At 71.8% G+C, this 15,447-nt stretch carries 16 protein-coding genes and 2 pseudogenes; 9 read left to right on the top strand and 9 right to left on the bottom strand.

Annotated elements, in window-relative coordinates; all coding sequences use genetic code 11:
* Positions 1–50: 50 nt before the first annotated feature.
* The gene (locus PV341_RS02845) at positions 51–1,151 is read right to left on the bottom strand and encodes a M20 family metallopeptidase (protein ID WP_500323672.1); all 1,101 of its coding nucleotides are present in this window, start codon (positions 1,149–1,151) and stop codon (positions 51–53) included.
* Between the two features lie 39 nt (positions 1,152–1,190).
* Positions 1,191–1,784, bottom strand: a complete 594-nt coding sequence (locus tag PV341_RS02840; RefSeq protein WP_500356583.1) for a DinB family protein — start codon at positions 1,782–1,784, stop codon at positions 1,191–1,193.
* Between the two features lie 251 nt (positions 1,785–2,035).
* On the opposite strand from PV341_RS02840, the gene PV341_RS02835 reads away from it, so the two are divergent.
* A complete protein-coding gene (locus PV341_RS02835; RefSeq protein ID WP_500323669.1) occupies positions 2,036–2,929 on the top strand; it encodes a hypothetical protein in 894 nt (297 codons plus the stop codon).
* A gap of 218 nt (positions 2,930–3,147) precedes the next feature.
* Here the strand turns inward: PV341_RS02835 and PV341_RS02830 are convergent, their stop codons facing one another.
* Positions 3,148–4,179 (bottom strand): esterase-like activity of phytase family protein, encoded by a 1,032-nt coding sequence (locus PV341_RS02830; protein ID WP_500323667.1) that lies wholly within the window; start codon positions 4,177–4,179, stop codon positions 3,148–3,150.
* A gap of 63 nt (positions 4,180–4,242) precedes the next feature.
* On the opposite strand from PV341_RS02830, the pseudogene PV341_RS02825 reads away from it, so the two are divergent.
* The 4 genes and pseudogenes from PV341_RS02825 to PV341_RS02810 form a co-directional block, all read left to right on the top strand.
* Positions 4,243–4,475: pseudogene (locus PV341_RS02825) on the top strand (IS5/IS1182 family transposase); the annotation flags it as partial.
* Between the two features lie 120 nt (positions 4,476–4,595).
* Positions 4,596–5,342: a hypothetical protein gene (locus PV341_RS02820; RefSeq protein WP_500356581.1), complete on the top strand. Its 747-nt coding sequence runs from the start codon at positions 4,596–4,598 to the stop codon at positions 5,340–5,342.
* Between the two features lie 187 nt (positions 5,343–5,529).
* The gene (locus PV341_RS02815) at positions 5,530–6,606 is read left to right on the top strand and encodes a PP2C family protein-serine/threonine phosphatase (RefSeq protein ID WP_500323717.1); all 1,077 of its coding nucleotides are present in this window, start codon (positions 5,530–5,532) and stop codon (positions 6,604–6,606) included.
* A 96-nt stretch (positions 6,607–6,702) separates the two neighbouring features.
* A complete protein-coding gene (locus tag PV341_RS02810) occupies positions 6,703–7,944 on the top strand; it encodes an acyl-CoA dehydrogenase family protein (protein ID WP_500323716.1) in 1,242 nt (413 codons plus the stop codon).
* Between the two features lie 13 nt (positions 7,945–7,957).
* Here PV341_RS02810 and PV341_RS02805 read toward each other — a convergent pair.
* A pseudogene (locus tag PV341_RS02805) lies at positions 7,958–8,975 on the bottom strand (RNA-guided endonuclease InsQ/TnpB family protein).
* 319 nt (positions 8,976–9,294) lie between these two features.
* Here PV341_RS02805 and PV341_RS02800 point away from each other — a divergent pair.
* The 3 genes from PV341_RS02800 (at position 9,295) to PV341_RS02790 (ending at position 11,541) form a co-directional block, all read left to right on the top strand.
* Complete coding sequence (locus tag PV341_RS02800; protein ID WP_500323664.1) at positions 9,295–9,753, top strand: RrF2 family transcriptional regulator; 459 nt, start codon at positions 9,295–9,297, stop codon at positions 9,751–9,753.
* 114 nt (positions 9,754–9,867) lie between these two features.
* Entirely contained in the window at positions 9,868–10,473 is a 606-nt protein-coding gene (locus PV341_RS02795) for a GOLPH3/VPS74 family protein (RefSeq protein WP_500356579.1), read from the top strand.
* Positions 10,474–10,848: 375 nt separating this feature from the next.
* Positions 10,849–11,541 carry a hypothetical protein gene (locus tag PV341_RS02790; protein WP_500323662.1) on the top strand — a complete coding sequence of 231 codons (693 nt, stop codon included), beginning with the start codon at positions 10,849–10,851 and terminating at the stop codon, positions 11,539–11,541.
* Positions 11,542–11,623: 82 nt separating this feature from the next.
* Here the strand turns inward: PV341_RS02790 and PV341_RS02785 are convergent, their stop codons facing one another.
* Entirely contained in the window at positions 11,624–12,100 is a 477-nt protein-coding gene (locus PV341_RS02785) for a MarR family winged helix-turn-helix transcriptional regulator (RefSeq protein WP_500323660.1), read from the bottom strand.
* Positions 12,101–12,298: 198 nt separating this feature from the next.
* On the opposite strand from PV341_RS02785, the gene PV341_RS02780 reads away from it, so the two are divergent.
* Positions 12,299–12,748 carry a MarR family winged helix-turn-helix transcriptional regulator gene (locus PV341_RS02780; RefSeq protein ID WP_500323659.1) on the top strand — a complete coding sequence of 150 codons (450 nt, stop codon included), beginning with the start codon at positions 12,299–12,301 and terminating at the stop codon, positions 12,746–12,748.
* 20 nt (positions 12,749–12,768) lie between these two features.
* Here the strand turns inward: PV341_RS02780 and tatC are convergent, their stop codons facing one another.
* The 4 genes from tatC to PV341_RS02760 all read right to left on the bottom strand — a co-directional run bounded on the left by tatC (position 12,769) and on the right by PV341_RS02760 (position 15,407).
* Positions 12,769–13,629 (bottom strand): twin-arginine translocase subunit TatC, encoded by an 861-nt coding sequence (gene tatC, locus PV341_RS02775; protein WP_500356577.1) that lies wholly within the window; start codon positions 13,627–13,629, stop codon positions 12,769–12,771.
* A 21-nt stretch (positions 13,630–13,650) separates the two neighbouring features.
* On the bottom strand, positions 13,651–13,932 hold the full coding sequence (tatA, locus tag PV341_RS02770) for a Sec-independent protein translocase subunit TatA (protein WP_500323657.1): 282 nt from the start codon (positions 13,930–13,932) through the stop codon (positions 13,651–13,653).
* A gap of 72 nt (positions 13,933–14,004) precedes the next feature.
* Positions 14,005–14,244, bottom strand: a complete 240-nt coding sequence (locus PV341_RS02765) for a twin-arginine translocase TatA/TatE family subunit (protein ID WP_499516191.1) — start codon at positions 14,242–14,244, stop codon at positions 14,005–14,007.
* A 50-nt stretch (positions 14,245–14,294) separates the two neighbouring features.
* On the bottom strand, positions 14,295–15,407 hold the full coding sequence (locus PV341_RS02760) for an alpha/beta fold hydrolase (protein WP_500323715.1): 1,113 nt from the start codon (positions 15,405–15,407) through the stop codon (positions 14,295–14,297).
* Between the last annotated feature and the right edge of the window lie 40 nt (positions 15,408–15,447).

The following is a 15,447-nucleotide window of genomic DNA, read 5'->3' as shown; positions in this document are numbered from 1 at the left end:
GACCGGACAGCTCCCGTGTCCGTGACACCGGCGGCGACAGGGCCCCGCGGCTACGCGTTCCGGATGGCGTGCACCAGGCCGGCGACGAGGGTCGCCCGTTCGGCCATGGCGTCGACGACCACGTACTCGTGGTCGGCGTGCGCCCCGCCCCCGACCGCTCCGAGACCGTCGAGGGTCGGCACTCCCAGCGCGGCGGTGTGGTTGCCGTCGCTCCCGCCGCCGACGGCCCTGCCCTCGATGCCGGGCAGCAACCGCTGCGCCAGGGCGAAGAGCGCCGCGGACGCCGACTCCGCCATCGGAGGCCGCCGGACGCCGCCGCGGACCGAGATGGCGGCTCCGTCCAGGTGCGGGGTCAGAGCGGCGAAGCCGGCTTCGACGCGTTCCTTCTCCTCGGCCGTCTCGACCCGTACGTCGGCGACGACGGTCGCCTCGGCGGGCACCACGTTGTCGACGGTGCCCGCCGACGCCACGGTCGGGGTGACGGTCGTACCGGCCTCGGGCCGGCTGAGCGCCGCGACGGCCAGCACCTGGTGCGCGGCCTCGACGAGGGCGTTGACCCCGGCCTCGGGCTCCAGTCCCGCGTGCGAGGCGCGGCCGGTGACGGTGACCTCGAACGTGCCGCAGCCCTTGCGGCCCGTCTTCAGCGCCCCGCCCTCGGCCGCGCCCTCGAAGACGAGCACGGCGCCGCAGGCGAGGGCCCGCTCCTCGATGAGGGCCAGGGAGTGGGCGGAGCCGACCTCCTCGTCGCAGGTCACCAGGATCTCGACGCCCGACCGGTCCTCCAGGAGCGCCACACCGTGGACGGCCTGCACGAGACCGCCCAGCATGTCGAAGACGCCGGGGCCGGTGGCGTGGCCGCCGGCGACGGTGAACGGGCGCCGTGCGAGGGTGCCGAGCGGGAACACCGTGTCGTGGTGTCCCAGGATCAGCACCTTGGGGTCGCCCCCGGAAGACCAGCGGACGTGCGGCCCGACCGGGCTCTCGACGCAGACGGCCTGACCGCCGAGGCGCCTTTCGATGACGCCGGCGACGGCCTTGGCCGATGCCGTCAGGGCGTCGACGTCACGTGAGGGGGACTCGACCTCGACGAGCGTCCTGAGGTCCTCGATCATCGCGTCGACACTCACGGGGCCGATCTTGTGCATCGTCATCCCGCCAGCGTAGTGAGCACACCGCCCGGCACGCTCGGGTCACTTGCCGGCCTCGCGTGCCACGCGCTCGAGCCGGGCGCGGTACTCCTCCCACCAGGCCCGGTCGTCCGACGGGATGCTGTCGTTGCCCTGCAGGAAGCCGACGCTGCCGTCGATCAGCTCGCGGAGGATGTCGGCGTGGCCGGCGTGCCGCTGGGTGTCCGCGATCACGCGGACCAGGACGTGGTTGAGGGTCACCGCACGGCGTTCCTCCGGCCACCACGGGACGTGGCCGACCGCGTCGAGGGGCAGCTCCTCGATCGTGGCGTCCGCGTGCTCCCAGGCCCGGCGGTACAGCCCGGTGATCTCCTCGCGCGTCTCGTCCGCCGTGGCCCACATGTCCGCGTTGGCCTCCGCGTCCTCCCGGTACCAGGAGGGCCGCTCCGCACCGAAGAACGGCCGCCCGAAGGTGTCGCCGAGGTAGCCAAGCTCCACACCGGCGGCGTGCTTGACCAGCCCCAGCAGGTTCGTCCCCGTGGGTGTGAGGGGGCGGCGGACGTCGTACTCCGACAGCCCGTCCATCTTCCACAGCAGGGTGTCCCGCGCGTCCTGCAGGTACCGGAGGAGGTCCGCCTTGGGATTCGGTTCGATCATGCCGGGCAGTCTCCCACCCGGCACCGACACCGGCCCCCGTGCGCGGGCGGTCGCGGACGCGGAGAAGCCGGGCGGTGCGCAGCGGTCGGCGGTCTGTCCTTCACCCTCCGCTCCCCCGGAGTTCGCGTGGACGATCTCCGGCCGCGTCAGGGTCGAACCCTGCCCTGTCACCGGATCCACCGAGGGGAACCATGCGCGTACGGACCAAGATCGCTTCAGCCGCGGCAGCCTGCCTTGCGGCTGCGGCACTCATGGCGGCCACGGGCCTCGGATCCGCCGAGGCCTCGACCCCGGCGGTCGCGAAAACGGCGGTCGCCAAGGCGGCCCCCACGGAGTACACGGCCGAACTCCGGCACACCTTCGCCGCCTTCGACGCGCGGCAGGGTGTGGCCGTCGACCGGAAGTACTTCTACGCCGTCAACAACCAGACCATCACCAAGCACGACAAGGCGACCGGCAGACCTCTCCTGCAGTTCGTCGGCGACGCCGACGGCCCGATCATCCACATGGACAGCGCCACCGTGGTCGGCGACAAGCTGTACGCGGCGACCTCGAACTACAACACCACGCCCGAGAAGAGCTCCGTCGAGGTGTTCGACACCCGGACGATGAAGCACGTCGACACCTTCAGCTTCGGCATCGACCGCGGTTCGCTGACCTGGCTGGACCGGCACGACGGGGCGTGGTGGGCGGCCTTCGCCAACTACGACAAGCCCCCGGCGGGCTCCACGGAGCCGTACGGCGGTACCGACAACACGCAGATCGTCAAACTCGACGACCGGTTCCGCGTCGTGGAGGCCTGGACGCTGCCGCAGGAACTCCTGGACAAGATCCGGCCCATGAGCAACTCCGGAGGTTCGTGGGGCCCCGACGGCCGACTGTGGATCACCGGCCACGACTACGACGAGGCCTACGTGATGGACGTCCCGTCCGAGGGCTCGGACCTGCGCTGGGTGGCGACCGTCAAGCTGCCCGACGTCGAGGGCCAGGCCATCGCCTGGGACCGCTCCGGCAGGACCCCCGAGCTGTGGACCATCAAGCGCTCCACCGAGCAGGTGCTGGTCTTCCAGGCCCCCTACACCTCGATCGAGGACCCGCACACCCGCCAGTGGAAGGTCGTCGGCCCGGGCCACTTCGTGGAGTGACGCCGCTCGCGTCCGCCGGGCGCCGTGGGGCACCCACGCCACCCGGCGGACGCAGCGCGGGTTCGATCCCCGTCGCCCGCTCCAGCGGAAAGCCCCGGGCAAGCAGCCTGGGGCTCCTTTCCCGTCGAATCCGGATGCGGCGTCCCCGCGCCGGGACCCGTGCCCGATGCCATGTCATCCGCCTCCGCACGCCGGCTCCCGGACCGGGCGCATGGGACTCAAAGCTCGGGCAACCGTATGGTCATCCCGTACAGTCGGGTGGTCTGCATGGCGCTCTGGTTGTCGTCAGTGACCATGAGGACCTTCAAACGGCCGTCCGGGGCGGTCCCGGTGATCGTCATGCCCTCGATGTTGCCGAGCAGGGGGTTGGCCTGCGACTGCTTGTTCGTGGCTCCGAGCGGCGGGCAGTTGACCATGTCGACCAGCAGGGTCTTGTTCATCAGGGAAACGTCGTCCTGGCCGGACAGCTTCTCGACGTGGGTGATGTCGTCCGCCTCGCGCGGGTCGGCGAGATAGACCCGGATGATATTGCCGACGCTCTTGTCGAAGCCTCGCTCCAGAACGAGGAGCCTGCCGTCACCGGACGCGCAGATGTCCGACAGCAACAGGCCCTTGTCTCGCACGTAGCCCCACTGCACGCCGATCCGGAACTCGTCGCCGGTCGTCTCGCGTTTCCACGCCTGGAAACGCACGTAGGCGCTCTCGTCACCCCTCAGCGCACCCTCCATCGACGCCACCAGGGTGAGGCCGCCGGGCTGCATGGCGAGGCCCTCGAAGGTCTCGTTGACCACGGCCCGGCCCGCAGGCGCGAGGAGGAGGCTGTCCGGCACCGGCAGCCTGTCGATGAACTTTCCCTCCGGGGTGTAGCGACGAACGGCCGGCTCCTCGGAGGCGATCAGGAGCGTGCCGTCCTCATCGAAGACCAGGGCCTCGAAGTCCGTCTCCTTCCCGTTCTCGTCGTACAGCGCCACGACTTCGACGGGCTCGTGGGTGGCGGCGTCCAGGTGGAAGAGCAAGGAGCGGTCCGCGAGGGCGGCCACACGTCCCTCGGGGCTGACCGCCAGGGCCGACATGTTGCCGACGAACTTCTCCTCGAAATAGGTCTTGTCGAGGGCATCGGAGAACCAGTCGACAACGGCCCAGGCGGAGCAGGCGTTCGGCTCCGAACCCTCAGAAAATTCGGTCATCGTGAACCCCTTCGCATTGGGTCGAAAACCCTCCACATCCGACTTCTCGGCCGTGCCCGTCACCTGGGATGTTCTCGCAGTAAGTTCCAGCGATTCCCCACTACCGCGCGCGAAGGCGTTGCCGCCATGGAGCGATCCTGCTGCGCGGGAGTGATCACGGCGTCGGAACCCTACTGGATGGCCTTGTTCGCCGGACCGGGTCCACGGCGGTCCGGCAAGCCAGTGATGATGCGCGGCCACGGCGAGGACACGGTCAGCACGGGCCGCCCCTGACGCCCCCTGGAGGACCGGATACTGACGGTCGCGGCGGATGACGCGCACACCTCACGATGCGACAGTTCGCCCCGCTGTTTGGTGTCCGATGCGCTCGCGGAAGCGGAAGTCGGGGCGCCGTCCCGCCCATAGCTCGCGCGGGACCGCAGTCCGAATGACCGGCCCGCAAGGGGAATCGTGTCAGCGGCCTGGTCTAGGTTCGGCCCATGCACGAGAGCCGTTCCAGCGCCGGGGCGCCCGTTGAGCCCGACGTGCCGCCCTACCGGGTGGTCCTGGCGGAGACCCCTTGGGGCTCGCTCCAAACTGCTTTCGGGAGCGGCGAGGACCTTCCCGACGTCCTCGCGCGACTGTTGGAGCCCGATCCCAAGATCCAGGTCACCGCTTTGTCGGAGCTGGGTGAGATGGTCAACCACCAGAACACCATCTACGAGGCCACCGAACCCGTCGCCCTGTACGTCGCCGGCATCCTCACCCACCCGGCGGCCGCGAACCTCCGTGCCTATCGCAACGTCCCCATCCGCGCGACGCTGTTGAACTGGCTGGTTTCCACGGCCTACGACGCCTCCGACGAGATCGTCGGCCGCATCGAGCAGTGGTTCCCCGGTTTCCTCACCCGCGGCACCACCATGGCGTCCTTCCGGGACCTGCGCCCGATGGTCTACCGGGCCGTTGCTCCCTTCCTGCAGGACCGCCACGAGAACGTGCGCGAAGCCGCCGTCATCGCCGCGCTCATCCTCGCCGAACACCCCGCACTCGCCGAGCAGCGTGATCACCTCACCGTGCACGCGCGCCGCGTCCTCGACACCAACGGCCACGAACCCAACCGCCGCGTCGCCCGGAGGGCCCTTGAAACGTGGGGCTACGACGTCCCCGGCCCCAAACCTTTCCAGGCGGAGCCCTGGGACCGGGGGCCGCACAGCGACGGCCGCGGCGATCTCGAACCTCCCTTCTGACCCATATGCGCAGGGCCCACCGGCGGAACACCGCGGCAGGTGGGGGACACCAGCCCAAGGACGCGCGCCCTCCGCGGACCCGCGAAGGGCGTTCCGGGCCGGACGCGGCATCAGATGTCGCACCCGAGGGGTGCGATCAAGGATCGCCTACGATCCAGCCATGAGCGCTCTGGCCCGGTATCGGACGATGTGGTCGAACCTGCGGCGGCGGGACCCCGTTCTGCTGTCCCCCGCCGTCCTGACCGCGGTCATCGGGGTCCTGGCGATCCTCACCCCCCAGGACGTCCCCTTCACCCGCCTGCTGCCGGCGGCGCCCGCGCTCGCCGCGTCGCTCTGGTCCGTGCGGGCGACCCTCACGCTCGGGATGATCTGCCTGCTCCCGGTCATCGGCTACGCCCTGGCCTTCTCCGACATGTCCGCCCTCTACACCGCCGGGGCGATCGGCGCCGTCGGTCTGGCCGCCGCCTACGCGAGCCACCTGCGCCTGCAGCGCGAACACACCCTCGCCCAGGTCCGCGCCGTCGCCGACGCGACGCAGGAGGTCCTCCTCAGGCCGGTACCCGAACGCATCAGGAACCTGGAGATCGCGACCCTCTACCTCGCCGCGGCCCCCCAGGCGCGCATCGGGGGCGACTTCTACGCCGCGGCCGACACCCCCCACGGCCTGCGCCTGATCCTCGGGGACGTCCGCGGCAAGGGCCTGCGCGCCGTGGGGGTTTCGGCCGCCCTCCTCGGCTCCTTCCACGAGGCCGCCTACGAGGCCCCCGACCTGGCGCACCTCGCGCACCGTCTGGAGACCACCATCACCCGGTACTCCGCGGCGGTGCCCGCCGAGGACGACTGCGAACGCTTCGCCACCGCCGTCATCGTGGAGATCCCGCCCGCAGCCGACCATGCCTCCGTGCTCAGCTGCGGGCACCCGCCTGCCCTGCTGGTGCACGACGGCCGCACCCGGGCCATCGAACCGGTGGCCCCCTCACCACCGGTCAACCTGGCGGCACTTGTCGGCTCCGGCTACCACGTCGACCGCGTTCCCCTGGCCGTCGGCGACCTGCTGCTGCTCTACACCGACGGCGTGAGCGAGACCCGCGACCCGGGCGGCGCCTTCTTCCCCCTCACCGCCTGGACCCGACAGGCCGCCACCACCGCACCGGCCGGGTTCCTGCGCCTCCTTCACCAGGCCCTCCTCCGCCACAGCGACGGCGGCCTCAACGACGACATCGCCTGCATCGCCATCCGCAGGACCGCCGCGGGCACCCCGTGATGCGGTCGCCGCCGAGTATTTCCTATTGAATTGATGGGAAAGCATTGACGGTGGTCCGACAGGCTGCGCAGGATGAGGAACGTGCCCCAGACGCCCATGGACGTTGAGACCGCGCCGTCCGGCTCCGCACCGCCGCCGGAGCCGGAACCGGAACCGACCGGGCCCGGCCGCGCGCACTGGCTGCGGGTGGCCCGTGAGACGGCGGACGACCTGGCCACGGACGCGGTCGCCAGGGACCAGGCCGGCAAGCCCCCGTTCGACGAGGTCTCCCGGCTGCGCGAGGCGGGGCTGCTGCCGCTGCTGGTGCCCGCCGGGTCCGGCGGCGGGGGCGCGGACTGGGCCACGGCGTACGCCGTGGTCCGCGAGATCGCGGCGGCCGACGCCGCGATCGCCCAACTGCTCGGCACGCACTACTTCGTGTCGTGGAGCGCCCGGCTCCTCACCGGGCCCTCGGCCCCCACGGGGCTGGAACGGCGTTCCGCGGCCGGGCAGTGGTGCTGGGGCGGTGGGTTCGCCCGCCAGGACCCGCCGCTGACTCTGGCCAGGACCACGGGCGGCTACCGGCTGGAAGGCCGGCAGAGCTACGTCACGGGCGTCCTCGTCGCCGACCGCATCGCCGTGCGCGCCGCGCGGGCCGACACCGGGGAACCGCTCGCCGTCGCCGTCGACCCCGCCCGGCACGGCGTCGCGGTCGGCGCGGAGGACGATCCCTTCGGCCAGCGGCTCGCCGCCGGGGGCGGCGTGGAGTTCGTCTCCGTGGCGGTCACCGCCGACGAGGTGCTCGGTTCGCTCTCCGCAGAGGAGGAGGTCCTGCCGCCCCTGGCCTCGCTGGCCTCGCCGCTGGGGCGTCTGATGTCGGTCCAGCTCCGGCTCGGCACGGCCGAGGGCGTGCTCGCCGAGGCCCGTGAGTACAGCAGGGCGGGCCAGCGGCCGTGGCACCCGGAGTGGCCGGCCGGATCGCCCCAGGACCCCCACGTGCTCGCCGCGTTCGGCGAGCTGACCGTCCTCACCCGCTCCGCCTCCGCGCTCGCCGGTCAAGCGCTGGAGGCACTGGAGGGCGGCCTGGCCCGAGGGGAGGCCCTCGGCTACGAGGAGTGCGCGGAGATCTCGGCGCTCGTGGCCGTGGCCGAGGTCGCGACGTCCACCGCCGTGCGGGAGAGCACGACGCGCGCCCTGGACGTCATCGGGCCCCGCTCCGCGTCCGCGCGCCTGGGCCTGGACCGTTTCTGGCGCAACGCGCGCACCCACACCCTGTACGAGCCCGTGGCCCCCCGCCTCCGCGACGTCGGGGACTACTTCCTCAACGGCACGCACCCCCCGTTCACGCTGCCCGTTTGACATCCTCCCTGCCCTAAAGGACGGGGATTCCTGGCTCACGTGGGCTGGGAACCAGCGGTCCGCCAGCGCTTACACGATCGGCACCAGCCGGGTTGAGACCAGCCCGGACCAGCATCACGCGGGCGGAGTTCTTGTCCCTGGGAGACACGGCTCCGCACGCGGTGCAGGTGTAGGTACGTTCCGAAAGAGGAAGTGCGTGCTTGGTTCTCGCTCCGCACGACGCGCAGTCCATGGTGGTGTGCGCGGGATGCACCAGGCGGACGTCCCACCCGTGCTTGCGGCCCATCTCGATCAGCGCCGTCTTGGTGGCGCCGATCGCGGCGTCCGCCGCCTTGCGCGCCATGGTGGTCCGGCTGAGGAACTTCGGCCGGAAGTCCTCGACCGCGATGACGTCGTGGTCGCGCACGACGCGCTCGGCCCACTTGCGGGCAGTGTCCTGCCGCCGGCGGGCGATCTTCTTGGACACCTTCGCGGCGGCCCGGCGGGCCTTGCGGTAGCCGCGCTTGTTCTTCGGGGTACGTCGGCGGGCCATCATCTTCTGGTAGCGGGCCAGTTTCGCCGCGGCATTCCTCCCGTGCTGGGCGTGCGGCAGGTCGTGGGCGTCGCTGGTCGTGGTCGCGGTCTCACGCACGCCCCAGTCGATACCGATCACCGCGCCGGTGGCGGGCAGCGGCTGCACCTGGACGGCGACGACGAACGAGGCGTACCAGTGGCCGAGGCTGTCCCGGTACACGCGTACCGACGTGGGAACCGCGGGTGGTGTAGTTCAGCGACGGTGCGGCCTCGCGCTTGCGCTTGATCCGGGGCATCCCGGCCCGCTGCCTCATCGGCAGCCGCGCCGCGATGTCCTTGATCGCTTTGGTCCGGGACTTGGCGAAATCCCGGATGACCTGCTGCTGCGACACCGAACTGCCCGCCCGCAGCCACGCCATCGACCGCCGGGCCTCGGTCAGCATCCTGTCCAGCTACGCGGGGCCGCACGTGATCTTCTGCCCGGCGGTCTGGTTCAGGCCGTGGACCTTGCGGGACACCGCCACGCACTCGTTCCACACCCACCGGCACCGCGCCCACTCCGCCTCCAGACCGGCACGCGCCGTGGACGACACACGCAACCTGTAGGTGTACCGGGCATGCCCGCACCCCTGCTCCGCCGTCGCTGTCGCCGTCACGCTGCGGAACCTAACAGCGCCCACCGACAACGAAAGAGAACACAGGTCACAACAGATGGGCAGCCAACTCCGCCGCATCGCGGCTCCAACCAAAGGACGCCTTCCTCTCCGGCCTGAAGGCCCGGGCATCCTAAAGTGACCCGGAACCGACACCACCGGCACCCGACGGGATAATGCGCCCATGCGGATCTCAGCCAGGGCGGACTACGCGGTACGTGCCGCGCTGCAGCTCGCCGCGTCACCGGAGGCCGGGCCGATGAAGGCCGAGGCCATCGCCGCCGCCCAGGACATCCCGCACAAGTTCCTCGAGGGCATCCTCAACGAGATGCGCCGCGCCGGTCTCGTCCTCAGCCAGCGGGGCGGCAACGGCGGTTACCGCCTGGCCAGGCCCGCCGGGTCCATCAGCATCGCCGACGTCATCCGCGCCGTCGACGGACCGCTCGTCTCGGTCCGCGGGGTCCGCCCCCCGGACCTGGCGTACACGGGCCCCGCCGAGTCGCTGCTGCCGCTGTGGATCGCGCTGCGGTCCAACGTGCGCGAGATCCTCGAAGGCGTGTCGCTCGCCGACGTCGCCGGGGCCGAACTGCCGCGCGGCGTCCTGGCCCTGACGGAGGCCCCCAGCGCCTGGACGAACCCCTGACCGGGCACCGCCCGGACCTGCACGCACCGTGAGGGGCGGCTCGCCGTGCGCCGGGAACGGCGGACGGCGGCCCGCGGCGACGTATCGTTGTTGATCTCTTCGACGGGAGCCGCCATGACCACGCCGCAGGACCTGATGATCGTCAGCATGGATGCGCCTTCGAGCCCTCCCGTCGAACCGGGCGACCTGTCGCTCGCGCTCGCGGGGGCCGAGGTGATCGACCTCCTCGGAGCGCGGGCGGTCACCCTGGACGGTGACCGCCTGGTGCCGGCGCACGGGCCGGCCACCGGTGACCACCTGCTGGACCAGGCGGCGTCGGCGCTCGTCGACCAGGAGCCCTACGAGTCGGTCGAGGACTGGCTGTGGCGCAGGGGCCGCAACCTCTCCTCGGTCTACCGCGGCGCGCTGCAGGCGACCGGCCTGACCGCCGTGAGCCGCCCCCGGTGGCGGCCCTGGGCCACCGGGGAGCAGGTGCTGCTGGACTCCCCCGCCCGCCGGGAGGCGCTCGGCCGCCGGTCGTCCGGGGAGCCCGTGCTGGCCGCCCTCGCCTCCGCCGCCGGGGTCCCCGGGGACCGGACCGCCGGCGACCTCGCCGACGTCGGCGACGACGCCGTGGAGACGGTGCTGGCCGCGGTCCACGACGCCGTCGAGGAACTGCAGTCGGTGCGGCAGCGGAAGGACATCGAGAAGGCGGCCTTCGACAACATCTGGCGGGCCTGAGGGCGGGGGGGGCGGCTCAGGAGGGCCGTCAACGGCGGCTCACCCGGTGGGGTTCCCTCGAACTTGTCCTGACCGTACGCGGGTTCACCCGTCAAGGGCTCCTCCCCCACCGCGGGGCCGGACGCTGCACCTGCACCCCGGCACCGTGAAGAGGCATCTCAACTACGCTTGGAAAAAGTCGAGTTGGGTCGAGCAGGTCTCTCCCGGCTCGCTCACGGGCCTGCCCCGCACGGGACTTCGGCGGCGGGGCGTTCGGCCGGGACGCCCACGGTGAACACCGCCCCAACTCGCTGAGTACGGGGCGGTTCCGCACGGTGAGGGCGGAGGATGGGTACGATCCGGCAGCAACATCCCATACACCAGGAAGCGGCTGTCGTGTCCCACAACACAACCATTCAGGACCGGTATGCGGCGCGTCTCGCAGAGGACCTGGAGAACAACGCCAAGGAACAGGAAGCGGTCCGGGAGCAGGTGGCCGGGCTCCAGGCCCGCCTGACCCGGCTCGAGGACGAGCGGGCCTGGCTGACCCGGCTGCAGGGCAGCGTGACGACCGGTGGACGCCGCGTCGCCCCGCGCGACGAACCTGCCGATGCCGTGCCGGCCGAAGAAGTCCCGGCCGAGGAGGTTCCCGCCGAGGTGGTTCCGGCCGCCGACGTGGCCGGGGCGCCGGAGGAGGGTGCTCCCCGGGCCGTCCCGCGGCCCCGCACACGGAAGCCGGCCGGCGGGGCCAAGGCCCGGAAGGCCGGCAAGAAGGCGGCGCAGTCCCGCGACAAGGAGAAGCCGACCCTGCGCGGCCTCGTCGCGGACGTCCTCACCGCCGATGAAGAGCCGCGCATGGTCAGTGAGTTCGTCGACGCACTGGCCAAGCGGCATCCGGATCGCTCCGCCCCGAGCGCCCCCGTCGTGCGCAACGCCCTGGAGGCGTTGGTCGCGAAGGGGCTCGCCGAGCGGTCCCGCCGTCAGGGCAGCGTCTTCTACACCCCTGTCACGCCGTCCGCCGGGACCACCGGTGACGGCGCGGGCGCGGCAGCGTCCGAGGCCGGGGAGCCGGTCGCGGCGAAGGCCTGACCGGGCGCCGTGGCAGGGGCACGCCTCTGCCACGGCGGAGTGGCCGGGGAGCCGGGGTGGGCCCCTCGGCCGTACGGGGCGGTCAGGTGGCGACGTTCCTCAGGGCCGCGCCGAGCGCCTTGAGGTCCAGGCCTTCGAGGTGGTCGAGGAAGTGACGGCGCACGGACATCAGGTTGGTCTGCCACGCCTCCTTGAGGCGGGCGAGGCCGGCGTCGGTGAGGACCGCGTTCCAGCCGCGGGCGTCCTCGGCGCACTTGACGCGCTGCACGAGCCCGTCGTTCTCCAGCCGGTGGACGACGCGCGTCATCCCGCTGACCGACAGTTCGCAGGCCCCGGCGAGGTCGCTCATACGCATCTGCCGACCGGGCGCCTCGGAGAGGTTCATCAGTGTCAGGTACTCGATGAGCGGGAGCCGCTGCTCGCGGACCAGATCAGCGTCCATGACACGAGGCAGGGCGTAGATGACACGACTCAGCGACCGGACGACCGCTTCCTCGTCGGGACTGAGCGGCACTATCGCCTCGGGGGCCGCTTCCTGCCGCGGCATGACGTCTGACATACCTCTAGTTTACTTGCGCGGCGAAGGAAGTGAACGCTTCCTAACCGCGGGATCCTGGAATCCTCACCCATCCGGAATTATGACCCGTTTCGTCCGTTCCGACGGTCGCGGGAGGTCACCGGCAGCCACTGCCTGCCGTTCTCGTTCCCGTGTGGGAGCAGATGCTCATATCATGGGGAGGATGCTCGGGAGGAGATCATGACCGCTGCGGCGTCGAAAGCCGACTCATGCAACAACCTGGCGCTGCGCAAGGCGGCCCGGTACCTCGGCGCGACCTACGACAAGGCCCTCGCCCCGGTCGGCTTGCGTGCGACGCAGTTCAGCATCCTGCAGCAGCTCAGCGTCCACGAAGAGATGACGATCACCGCCCTCGCCGACATCATCGCGATGGACCGTACGACGATGGCCTCCAACCTCAAGCCGCTCGCGCGGGAGGGCCTGGTCACCGTCGAGACCTCGGCGACCGACCGCCGCGCGCGGATCGTCACGCTCACACCGGACGGCCTCGCCAGGATGAAGGCGGCGCTCCCCCTCTGGAACGACGTCCAGAACCGGTTCGAGGAACGGTTCGGGTCCGCGGACGCGGCCCTGCTACGCCGGTTCCTCGACGCCGTGCTGGACACCGGCTTCGAACCGTGGGCGGAGTGAGCGGCTCCCGCCGCGGCGCGTCATGACCGGCCGACGGCGACGTCGTCGGGGGCGGGGGCCTCGACGGCGGCCGGGGCCGGGTCGGGGCGGCCGGGTGCGGTGCGCCGTCGCCGGCGGTCGTTGCACCAGGCGACCGCGCACGCCGCCCCGTACAGCAGGCTGATGGGCGTGGCGAGCAGCAGCATGCTGATCGGGTCGGTGCTGGGGGTGGCGATCGCCGCGAAGGCGGCGACCCCCATGAGCATGCCGCGCCACCAGCCGGTCATCCGCCGGGCGCTGATCACCCCGCCGAAGTTCAGCAGCACGAGGAGCACGGGGAGTTCGAAGGAGAGGCCGAAGACGATCACCATGCGGGTGGCCAGGTCGAGGAAGTCGTCGACGGGCAGGATGTTGGTGGCGTTGTCGGGCGTGAAGGAGATCAGCACCCGGGCCGTCGTCGGCAGCGTCCGGTACGCCACCGCGGCGCCGGTCAGGAACAGGGGGATGCCCGCCCCGAGGAAGGCCAGGGTGTACTTCCGCTCGCGGCGGTGCAGTCCCGGCGCGACGAAGGCCCACAGCTGGTAGAGCCACACCGGGCTCGCGCCGACCACTCCCGCGGTGAGCGACACCTTGAGCGCGAGGGAGAACGGCGAGAGGAGACCGTTGAGCGAGATCACGCCGCAGTGACCCGCACCGTCCGCCCCGGAGGCCCCGGTCAGGCGGCCGGGGGCACAGCCGGGCAGCGGATCGATGAGGAACCCGATGAGCTGCCGGTGGAACAGGGCGGCGGCGACGGTGACGAGCAGGATCGCCCCGACGGCCTTGAGCAGGCGGTTGCGCAGTTCTCGCAGGTGCTCCCGGAGGGGCATCCGATCGGGGTCACGCGGGGTACGGGTGGTCATGGCCGGTCCGTCCGGGGCGCTTCAGCGCCGGTGGGGGGCGCCCGCCGCGGTGGCCTCGGGCGCCGTGTGCGGGGTCGCGTCCCCGGGCTCACCGGTCGCGGACCCGGGCCCGAGGGCCGCGGTCCGCACGGCACCCGTGGGTTCGTCGGAGCCGTCCTCCCGCATGGCCTTGGTCTCGCTCCTGAGGATCCGGAGCGACTGCCCGAAGGAACGGGCCATGTCGGGAAGCCGTTTGGCCCCGAAGAGGAGGAGGACGACGACGAGGATGAGCAGGATCTCGGGTGCTCCGAGCCTTCCGAACATGGTTGTTTCCCTTCTGAGGTGCCGAGGTGACGAGGTGCCGCACGCGGATCCGGGTGCCGCCGGATGGCCCCGTCACGGCCGGTGGCCGCCGGCGGGCGGATCGCGCGGGTCGAGGTCCGTGAGGTCCAGGTCCCGCAGTTCGGGCGGGAGTTCGTCCCGGAGGCCCGCCCGGGCGCCCTGCGCGAGCTCACGGAGCCCGCGCAGGGCACGCACGGTGTCGGAGACCAGCCCGGGGAGCCTGTCGGGTCCGACGAGGACGACCGCCACCACGAGCAGCGTCAGGACCTCCAGCGGGCCGATGTCGGAGAACACCGTGCCTCCCGTCTGTGGATGGGGTTCGCCGGGACGGACCCGGCCGGGGGTTACCGCGAGGCGCCGGCGGCGCGGCGGTACGGGGCGAGGAACGTGCCGAGTTCCGCCAGCATCTCCTCGGGTGCCTGCTCGGCGACCCAGTGACCGGCGCCGCGGAGGACCACGCCCCGTACGTCCTCCGCCAGGGGCTCCATCGCGCCCGCGACGGCACCGCCCCAGCTCTCGGATCCGCCGATCGCCAGGACCGGCATCGTCAGCTTCTTTCGCGCGCGGTCCTCGTTCTGACCGGTGGTGCCGTCCCACGCGCGGTAGAACCCGAAACTGCCGCGCAGCGTCGCGGGGTCGGAGAAGAGGCGGACGTAGTACTCGCGCGCGTACCGGGGCAGCTTCTCCCCGCCCTGGATGTCGAACTCGTAGCCGAAGAAGTCCGCTTCACGCCCCCTGACCAGCCGTTCGGTCAGCTCGTGGTCGACCCGGTTGAACGGGATGTGCCAGAGCCTGTCGTTGTCCCGCTCGTCCACGAAGAGGATCGGTGAGGCGGACTTCCGCGGGGGTCCGGGGACCTCGGCGAGGGCCACTCGGGCTACGCGCTCCGGGTGGTCGGCCGCCAGCGCGTAGCTGATGATCATTCCGGTGTCGTGGCCGACGACCGCGAACCGCTCGTGGCCCAGGGCGTCCATCAGGGCGACCAGGTCGCCCGCCAGGGAGCGGGTGTCGTACCCGCCCATCGGCTTGTCGGTGAGGCCCATGCCGCGCTGGTCGACGGCGATGACGGTGTGGTGCCGGGCCAGTTCCGGCATCAGCATGCGCCACGCGTACCAGTTCTGCGGCCAGCCGTGCACCAGGAGCAACGGCGGCCCGTCGCCTCCGGTCACCACGTGCTGGCGCAGCCCGCCGGCCCGCACGAAGCGGCTGCTGAAGGTCTTGGTGAACCCGGCCGGCAGCCGGGGCGCCGAGGAGACCGAGCCGAACCCGTGCGGCGTGCGCAGGGGCGGGGTCGCGGAGGCCGACGGCAACCCGCCCGCCAGCGAGATGCCGGCGACGGTGACGGCGGAGGCGGCCGCGCCGCCGACGAAGGCGCGTCGTGACAGTCCGCGCGGGGCACGGTGCGACACCGGCCTCGCGCCGGGGCCGTCCTGCTCGGACGGCTCCACGGGGGGCATGTTCACGGGGTTTCCTTCCACTAGGAACGAGCATATGCAC

It is taken from the genome of Streptomyces sp. PA03-1a, from assembly GCF_033792805.1.
Classification (GTDB): Bacteria; Actinomycetota; Actinomycetes; order Streptomycetales; family Streptomycetaceae; genus Actinacidiphila.
This window is presented reverse-complemented; position numbering and strand designations above follow the sequence as displayed.

Coding starts and splice junctions, on each gene's coding strand:
- PV341_RS02845 (WP_500323672.1), bottom strand. CDS start 1,151: ATGACGATGCACAAGATCGGCCCCGTGAGTGTCGACGCGATGATCGAG.
- PV341_RS02840 (WP_500356583.1), bottom strand. CDS start 1,784: ATGATCGAACCGAATCCCAAGGCGGACCTCCTCCGGTACCTGCAGGAC.
- PV341_RS02835 (WP_500323669.1), top strand. CDS start 2,036: ATGGCGGCCACGGGCCTCGGATCCGCCGAGGCCTCGACCCCGGCGGTC.
- PV341_RS02820 (WP_500356581.1), top strand. CDS start 4,596: ATGCACGAGAGCCGTTCCAGCGCCGGGGCGCCCGTTGAGCCCGACGTG.
- PV341_RS02815 (WP_500323717.1), top strand. CDS start 5,530: ATGTGGTCGAACCTGCGGCGGCGGGACCCCGTTCTGCTGTCCCCCGCC.
- PV341_RS02810 (WP_500323716.1), top strand. CDS start 6,703: ATGGACGTTGAGACCGCGCCGTCCGGCTCCGCACCGCCGCCGGAGCCG.
- PV341_RS02800 (WP_500323664.1), top strand. CDS start 9,295: ATGCGGATCTCAGCCAGGGCGGACTACGCGGTACGTGCCGCGCTGCAG.
- PV341_RS02795 (WP_500356579.1), top strand. CDS start 9,868: ATGACCACGCCGCAGGACCTGATGATCGTCAGCATGGATGCGCCTTCG.
- PV341_RS02785 (WP_500323660.1), bottom strand. CDS start 12,100: ATGTCAGACGTCATGCCGCGGCAGGAAGCGGCCCCCGAGGCGATAGTG.
- PV341_RS02780 (WP_500323659.1), top strand. CDS start 12,299: ATGACCGCTGCGGCGTCGAAAGCCGACTCATGCAACAACCTGGCGCTG.
- tatC (WP_500356577.1), bottom strand. CDS start 13,629: ATGACCACCCGTACCCCGCGTGACCCCGATCGGATGCCCCTCCGGGAG.
- tatA (WP_500323657.1), bottom strand. CDS start 13,932: ATGTTCGGAAGGCTCGGAGCACCCGAGATCCTGCTCATCCTCGTCGTC.
- PV341_RS02760 (WP_500323715.1), bottom strand. CDS start 15,407: ATGCCCCCCGTGGAGCCGTCCGAGCAGGACGGCCCCGGCGCGAGGCCG.